Raw genomic sequence first — 6,624 nt, forward strand, 5'->3', positions numbered from 1 at the left:
CCAGGTCGTGGTCCACCGCCAGCTTGGCCGCCGCCTCGGCGACATCCTCCGGGTGGACCGGAGGCAGGCCGGAGCGCCGGGCGGCCGTCGCGGGGGCCAACGGGTCCGGGTAGCGGGCCAGTTCGCGTGCCGTCACGTCGCCCGCGAGACGGGCCACCTCATCGGCGTCGCCGCGCTCGTCCGGTCGTACGCCGGTCTGCGCGGCCTTGAGGACGGCCACGGAGCGGCCGGAGGCCACGCCCACCGCGGCGACGGCCGCCGTCGTGACGGTCTTGCCGACCTCCGTGCCCGTCCCCGTGATCACCAGGATCGTCATGTCAGCCTCTTCCGTCATCCCGCCATCGCCGCCGCGCACACCGCGCGGGCGATCCGTGCCACGTCCTCGTCGCCCGTGACATAGGGCGGCATCGTGTAGACGAGGTCGCGGAAGGGACGCAGCCACACGCCCTCACGCACGGCGGCGGCCGTCGCCCTCGTCATGTCCACCGCGTGGTCGAGCTGGACGACGCCGATGGCGCCGAGGACGCGTACGTCCTTCACACCGGGCATGTCCAGGGCCGGTGCCAGGCCCTCCCGCAGGCCCGCCTCGATCCGCTTGACCTCCGCCGACCAGTCCTGGCCCAGCAGCAGGTCGATCGACGCGCAGGCGACGGCCGCCGCCAGCGGGTTGCCCATGAACGTCGGGCCGTGGGCCAGGACCGGGACCTCGCCCCGCGAGATCCCGTCGGCCACCCTCGGCGTGCACAACGCCGCCGCCATCGTCATGTACCCGCCGGTGAGCGCCTTGCCCACGCACATCACATCCGGCGTCACCGCCGCGTGCTCCGCCGCGAACAGCGCGCCCGTGCGTCCGAACCCGGTCGCGATTTCGTCGAACACCAGGAGTACGTCGTGCTCGTCGCACGCCTCGCGCAGTACCCGGAGATACGCGGGGGAGTGGAACCGCATCCCGCCCGCGCCCTGCACCACCGGCTCCACGATCACGGCGGCCAGCTCGTCGGCGTGCCGCTCGACGGCCGCGCGCAGCTGCTCGGCGTACGACTCCTCGTACTCCGCGGGCGGTGGGTCCACGAACACCTGCCGGGGCAGTACGCCCTGCCACAGCTCGTGCATCCCGCCCTCGGGGTCGCACACGGACATCGGCTGCCAGGTGTCGCCGTGGTAGCCGCCGCGCCAGGTCAGCAGCCGTTGCCTGGCGGGACGGCCCAGCGAGCGCCAGTACTGGAGGCACATCTTGACCGCGACCTCGACCGAGACCGAGCCCGAGTCGGCGAGGAAGACATGCTCCAGGCCCTCCGGCGACATGTCGACAAGCCGCTTCGCCAGTCGTACGGCCGGTTCGTGCGTGAGTCCGCCGAACATGACATGGCTCATCCGCGCGAGCTGGTCGTGTGCGGCCTCGTTGAGCACCGGGTGGTTGTAGCCGTGGATCGCCGACCACCACGACGACATGCCGTCGACCAACTCGCCCGAGCCGTCGGCGAGCCTCAGCCGGACCCCGCTCGCCGACTCCACGACGAGCGGTTCCTGACGACCCGGCATCGGCCCGTACGGATGCCACACGTGCCGCCGGTCGAGATCCAGCAGCTCCGGCACGCTCAGAGGCACGTTCGTCTGGGGCACGTCCATCAGGGGCATGCTCGGGTCAGGCATTGGGGGCGAGATCGGTGCCGGCACCCCGGCGGCGTACGGCGACCAGGTCCGTACGAGGCTCGGCAACAGCCGCGGCGGGGACGGAACCGCAGACTCCGCCACCATCCTCATGGGACCCGCAGACACTGCCGCCCTCATGGGACCCGCACGCCGAACCGCACCCCGCCTCGGCCTGCGAACCGCAGCCGCCCGCACCCGACGCCACCCGGTGCTCCGGCAGCGTCACCTCGCCCGCGCCCTCCACCTCGAACCCGGCGTCCGCGATCATCTCCAGGTCGGCCTTGCCCACCTGGCCCTCGGTGGTCAGATAGTCGCCGAGGAAGATCGAGTTGGCTAGGTGCAGGGCCAGCGGCTGCATCGTGCGGAGGTGAACCTCACGACCACCCGCGATGCGGACTTCCACGTCCGGGCAGACGAAGCGCACCATCGCCAGGATCCGCAGACAGCGCTGGGGCGTGAGGTTCCACTCCTTGCCCAGCGGCGTGCCCTCGATCGGGATCAGGAAGTTGACCGGTACCGAGTCCGGGTCCAACTCGCGCAGCGAGAAGACCACGTCGACCAGGTCCTCGTCGCTCTCGCCCATGCCCGCGATCAGCCCGGAGCACGCCGACAGTCCGGCCGCGTGCGCCTTCTGCACGGTGTCGACGCGGTCGGCGTACGTGTGCGTCGTCGTGATCTCGCCGTATGTGGCCTCGGAGGTGTTGAGGTTGTGGTTGTAGGCGTCCGCGCCCGCCTCGCGCAGCCGTTCGGCCTGGCCGTCGGAGAGCAGCCCGAGACAGGCGCACACCTCGACGCCCTCGTTCTGCTCCTTGATCGCCTTGATGGTGCCCGCGACCCGCTCGACGTCCCGGTCGGTCGGGCCGCGCCCGGACGCCACCAGACAGACCCGCTTGGCGCCCCCAGCGAGCCCGGCCGCCGCGGCCTTGGAGGCCTCGTCGGGCTTGAGCCAGGTGTACTTGAGGATGCCGGCGGTGGAGCCGAGCCGCTGGGAGCAGTAGGAGCAGTCCTCGGGACAGAGCCCGGACTTGAGGTTGACCAGGTAGTTCAGCTTCACTCGGCGCCCGAACCAGTGCCGGCGCACCTTCCCGGCCGCGGCCACCACGTCGAGCAGGTCGTCGTCGGAGGTGCCGAGGACGGCGAGAGCCTCGGCACGGGTCAGCGGCTCGCGCCGGAGCCCCTTGTCCACCAGCGTGTTCAGCAGGTCCATGAGAGCCGATCCTGTCTTACGGGACCGCCCCGGGCCAAGGAGACTTCGGACAACAGAGTCGGTTCGAGGTGTGGGTATCGCCACATCGTGAGCGGCTGGTCGTCCCGTTAATGTCTGTGCACTGCCTACAAAAGCCCCCGCACACCGTGTGCAGCGAGCGCATGCCCTGCGGCGGGCCGCCCACATCACCCCGGAGGACCCATGGCGTTCGGCTGGATCGACGAGCAGGCCTCCGCACGCCGCCGGGCCGGGCTCGTACGGACACTGCGCCCCCGCCCCGCCGACTCGCCGCTCCTCGACCTGGCGAGCAACGACTACCTGGGCCTGGCCCGGCACCCCGAGGTCACCGAGGCCGCCGCCGAGGCCGCGCGCCGCTGGGGCGGCGGGGCCACCGGCTCCCGGCTGGTCTCCGGCACCACCGAACTCCATGGCGAACTGGAGCGGGAGCTGGCCGACTTCTGCGGCTTCGAGGCGGCCCTGGTCTTCTCCTCCGGCTACGCCGCCAACCTCGCCGCCGTCACCGCGCTGGCCCCGCACGGCTCCCTCGTCGTCTCGGACGCCGGCAACCACGCCTCCCTCATCGACGGCTGCCGGCTGGCCCGGGGCACCACGCAGGTCGTCGGGCACGCCGACCCGGAGGCCGTCCGTAAGGCGCTGAGCACGGCGAAAGGCCCGGCCATCGCCGTGTCCGACACGGTCTTCTCGGTGGACGGCGACGCCGCCCCGCTGGCCGGACTGGCCGCCGTCTGCCGGGAGTACGGCGCCGGGCTGGTCGTGGACGACGCCCACGGGCTCGGGGTCCTGGGCGACGGAGGCAGGGGTGCCCCGTACGCGGCGGGGCTCGCCGGCGCGCCCGACGTGGTCGTGACGGTCACGCTGTCGAAGTCGCTGGGCAGCCAGGGCGGTGCCGTCCTCGGCCCGGCGCACGTGGGGGGACCATCTGGTCAACGCTGTCCGAACGTTCATCTTCGACACGGGCCTCGCCCCGGCCGCCACCGGCGCCGCCCTGGCCGCGCTCCGGCTGCTGCGCCGGGAGCCGGAGCGTGCCGCGCGGGCCCGCGAGGTGGCGCGGGAGCTGCACACACGGCTGACGGCGTCGGGCCATGAAGCGGTGCGGCCCGACGCCGCCGTGGTGTCCGTGCGAGCGCCGTCACCGGATCAGGCGGTGCGGTGGGCGGCGGACTGTCGCGCGGCGGGTCTCGCCATCGGCTGTTTCCGCCCACCGTCCGTACCCGACGGCGTGTCGCGGCTGCGGTTGACCGCCCGGGCGGATCTCACCGAGGGGCAGATCGACCGAGCCGTGGGGATCATCGGAGAAAGGCGACCGTGAGTCGGCGTCCCGGCCGTGCGTCGCCAGAAGCGGAACTTCCCTTGGCACCGGTGGTGCTCACCGAAGGGTGGTGATGAATCCCTCCCAGGCCTCCGGGGCGAACAGCAGGGCGGGCCCCGCGGTGTTCTTCGAGTCGCGCACGGCCACCAGCCCGGCCCAGCGGCCGGACCCGGGACGGGCCGTTTCCACGCAGTTGTTCATTCCCGTGCTGCGGCTGCTGCGCCGCCAGCGCACACCGCGCAGTGCGGTACTGGTAGGTACGTTCCGAGGCAGTGCGGACATGGCGCCTCCTTACGCGCCGATGGCTGGGCATGAGCCAGCCCGGCGATGTAATCCAACGAGTCCTCGGGCGAAAGGGCGTGGATCTGAAGGGTTTTGAAGGCCTCGACATAGGCCCTGAGGTCTTCTTTCCGCTCGAGATAGAGGCTACTCGTCAAGTGGTCGAGAACAACCACGTCCAGATCGGATGTGCTCCTAAATGAGAAAATTACGAAAGGACCGGTGATGCCGATGTGTGCCCCCGCAGTGAACGGCAGCACCTGCAGTCGCACCTGAGGAAGGGCCGCGGCCTCCACCAGATGCCCCAACTGGCGGGCCATGATGTCGGGTCCGCCGACCTCCCGCCGTAAGACGCCCTCGTCGAGCACGGCACTGAGCTCCATCGGCGGATCACCGCGCAGTACGTCCTGCCGCGCGAGCCGCACTTCCACGAGCGCGTCGAGTTTGTCGTCTTCCAGCCCCTCCACCGCGGCCCGTGTCACCGCCCGCGCGTACTCGGGGATCTGCAGAAGCCCCGGCACGACCGAGGTCTCCAGCGTCCGCATCCCGCTGGCCTGCGACTCCAGGCTGATGAAGTCGCGGTACGTCGGCGGCAGTACCCCGCGGTACGCATGCCACCAGTTGTGCCGCCCACCGCCGTCCTCCGAGCCCGCCAACGCCAGGAGGAGTTCCCGTAATCCGGCGTCGTCCACCTGGTACGTGTCCAGCAGCTTCCGTACGTCGGCGGGCTTCACCCCGCTGGCGCCGGTCTCGATCCGGCTCACCTTGGACTGGTGCCAGTCCACCAGCCGGGCCACCTCGATACTGGTGAGACCGGCACGGGTGCGCAGGAGACGCAACTCGGTGCCGAGCCTGCGGCGGCGCACCGCCGGACCGTACTGCATGGGTTTCTCCTTCCGCCCGGCGCGTGGTGGTCGGGTGACGGAAAAGGATGGACGAAGAGTCCACCCGAAAACGCTCGGCCGTCGGAGAGTTCACCGCTTTGAGGGACAGATATATGCATATCTTGGTGGATCGCCACCCGTGACGGCCCAGGTAGTGGCAGTCTGGCGCGAAGCACCAGTCCGGGACCGTACTCGAACCCTCCGCTCCGTGTCGGACGCCGGTCCCGTCGGAAAGGGACGACCGCGCCATGGCAGATCACCAGGAAGCCTCCGTCACTCTGCCGAGCGATCCAGCCTCGGTGTCCGCGGCCCGTAACTACGTCGTCAACGTGCTCGCCGAATGGGGCCTGCCGAGCGACACGGACACCGCTGACACCGTGCGTCTGATCGTGTCCGAACTCGCCACCAACGCCGTCCAGCACACGTTCGGTCTGTCACCCACGTTCACCGTGGACATCGCCCTCGACCGGGACGAGCAGCTGCGCATCGGCGTCACCGACAGCCACCCACGCCTCCCGAAACGTCTGCCCGCCGCCGTTCAGCAGGACAACGGCCGGGGTATGGTCATCGTCCGCTGGCTGACCGCCGAGCGCGGCGGCCGACTGACTGTAAGACCCACCCGCGAGGGCGGCAAGACGGTCGCCATCGAACTGCCCTGGACGGTCCCCGTGCAGCCGGTCAGGGCCGGCGCTCCACAGCAGCCGTGACCCGGGGCTCGACCTCGGGTGCCGTGGGTGTACGGTTCCGGCTCGACCGCGCCACCCACTTGGGGAGCGCGCTCCACAGGCCCAGACACACGATGAGCGTGCCGACACAGGTGGCGACACCGGCCGCCCGGCCCAGGGTCACGTCCACGACCAGCAGTACGGACCCGGCGAGGGCCGGCATCAGCACCCACAGGCCCGTGCTCGCCAGCCGGGACGAGACGCGGACGATGGTGGGCTTGGCGTTCTGCTGGAACAGCGAGCGATGCAGTGCGGCGGGGGCGGTCAACAGCGCCGCCGCGATGACCGCGAACAGCAGTGTGATGACGTAGGTGGCGCGCTGGACGGAGTCGATGTCCGCGAAGCGCGGTGTGAAGGCCAGTGTCAGCAGGAACGCGAAGAGGATCTGCACCCCGGTCTGGGTGACCCGCAGTTCCTGCAGCAACTCGGCGAAGTTGCGGTCGGCTCGTTCCAGCGGAGTCTCGTTGCGGGCGGGGCGGGTGGGTTTTTCGGCCATGATTGAACGGGTTACCGGTTCAGCCCGTGTCACGCGTGTCGAGGCCGGGG

7 protein-coding genes and 1 pseudogene are annotated in these 6,624 nt (G+C 70.8%); 2 read left to right on the plus strand and 6 right to left on the minus strand.

Translation table 11 applies throughout. The annotated features are described in order from the left end of the window. The 3 genes from bioD to bioB form a co-directional block, all read right to left on the minus strand. Positions 1-316 (minus strand): ATP-dependent dethiobiotin synthetase BioD (gene bioD / locus STRIP9103_RS32600; RefSeq protein ID WP_009327596.1); only part of this gene is annotated, 316 nt, incomplete at its 3' end. Between the two features lie 14 nt (positions 317-330). Then, positions 331-1,638, minus strand: a complete 1,308-nt coding sequence (locus tag STRIP9103_RS32605; RefSeq protein WP_009327601.1) for an adenosylmethionine--8-amino-7-oxononanoate transaminase — start codon at positions 1,636-1,638, stop codon at positions 331-333. A gap of 7 nt (positions 1,639-1,645) precedes the next feature. Then, positions 1,646-2,860, minus strand: coding sequence for a biotin synthase BioB (gene bioB, locus STRIP9103_RS32610; protein WP_009327602.1), 1,215 nt, complete (start codon positions 2,858-2,860; stop codon positions 1,646-1,648). A gap of 201 nt (positions 2,861-3,061) precedes the next feature. On the opposite strand from bioB, the pseudogene STRIP9103_RS32615 reads away from it, so the two are divergent. Next, positions 3,062-4,190 (plus strand): annotated as a pseudogene (locus STRIP9103_RS32615) (8-amino-7-oxononanoate synthase). 57 nt (positions 4,191-4,247) lie between these two features. Here the strand turns inward: STRIP9103_RS32615 and STRIP9103_RS32625 are convergent. Together STRIP9103_RS32625 and STRIP9103_RS32630 are read right to left on the minus strand one after the other, a co-directional pair. Beyond that, entirely contained in the window at positions 4,248-4,472 is a 225-nt protein-coding gene (locus STRIP9103_RS32625; protein WP_048821397.1) for a DUF397 domain-containing protein, read from the minus strand. Next, the gene (locus tag STRIP9103_RS32630) at positions 4,388-5,353 is read right to left on the minus strand and encodes a helix-turn-helix domain-containing protein (protein ID WP_009327605.1); all 966 of its coding nucleotides are present in this window, start codon (positions 5,351-5,353) and stop codon (positions 4,388-4,390) included. The genes STRIP9103_RS32625 and STRIP9103_RS32630 overlap by 85 nt, the downstream gene beginning before the upstream one ends. A gap of 248 nt (positions 5,354-5,601) precedes the next feature. Between STRIP9103_RS32630 and STRIP9103_RS32635 the strand changes: the two genes are divergently transcribed. Then, positions 5,602-6,060: an ATP-binding protein gene (locus tag STRIP9103_RS32635; protein ID WP_009327599.1), complete on the plus strand. Its 459-nt coding sequence runs from the start codon at positions 5,602-5,604 to the stop codon at positions 6,058-6,060. On the opposite strand, the gene STRIP9103_RS32640 is transcribed toward STRIP9103_RS32635, so the two are convergent. Then, positions 6,032-6,574: a DUF6328 family protein gene (locus tag STRIP9103_RS32640; RefSeq protein WP_009327603.1), complete on the minus strand. Its 543-nt coding sequence runs from the start codon at positions 6,572-6,574 to the stop codon at positions 6,032-6,034. The two genes, STRIP9103_RS32635 and STRIP9103_RS32640, sit on opposite strands and share 29 nt — an antisense overlap. Between the last annotated feature and the right edge of the window lie 50 nt (positions 6,575-6,624).

The sequence above is a fragment of the Streptomyces ipomoeae 91-03 genome, from assembly GCF_000317595.1.
GTDB lineage: Bacteria > Actinomycetota > Actinomycetes > Streptomycetales > Streptomycetaceae > Streptomyces > Streptomyces ipomoeae.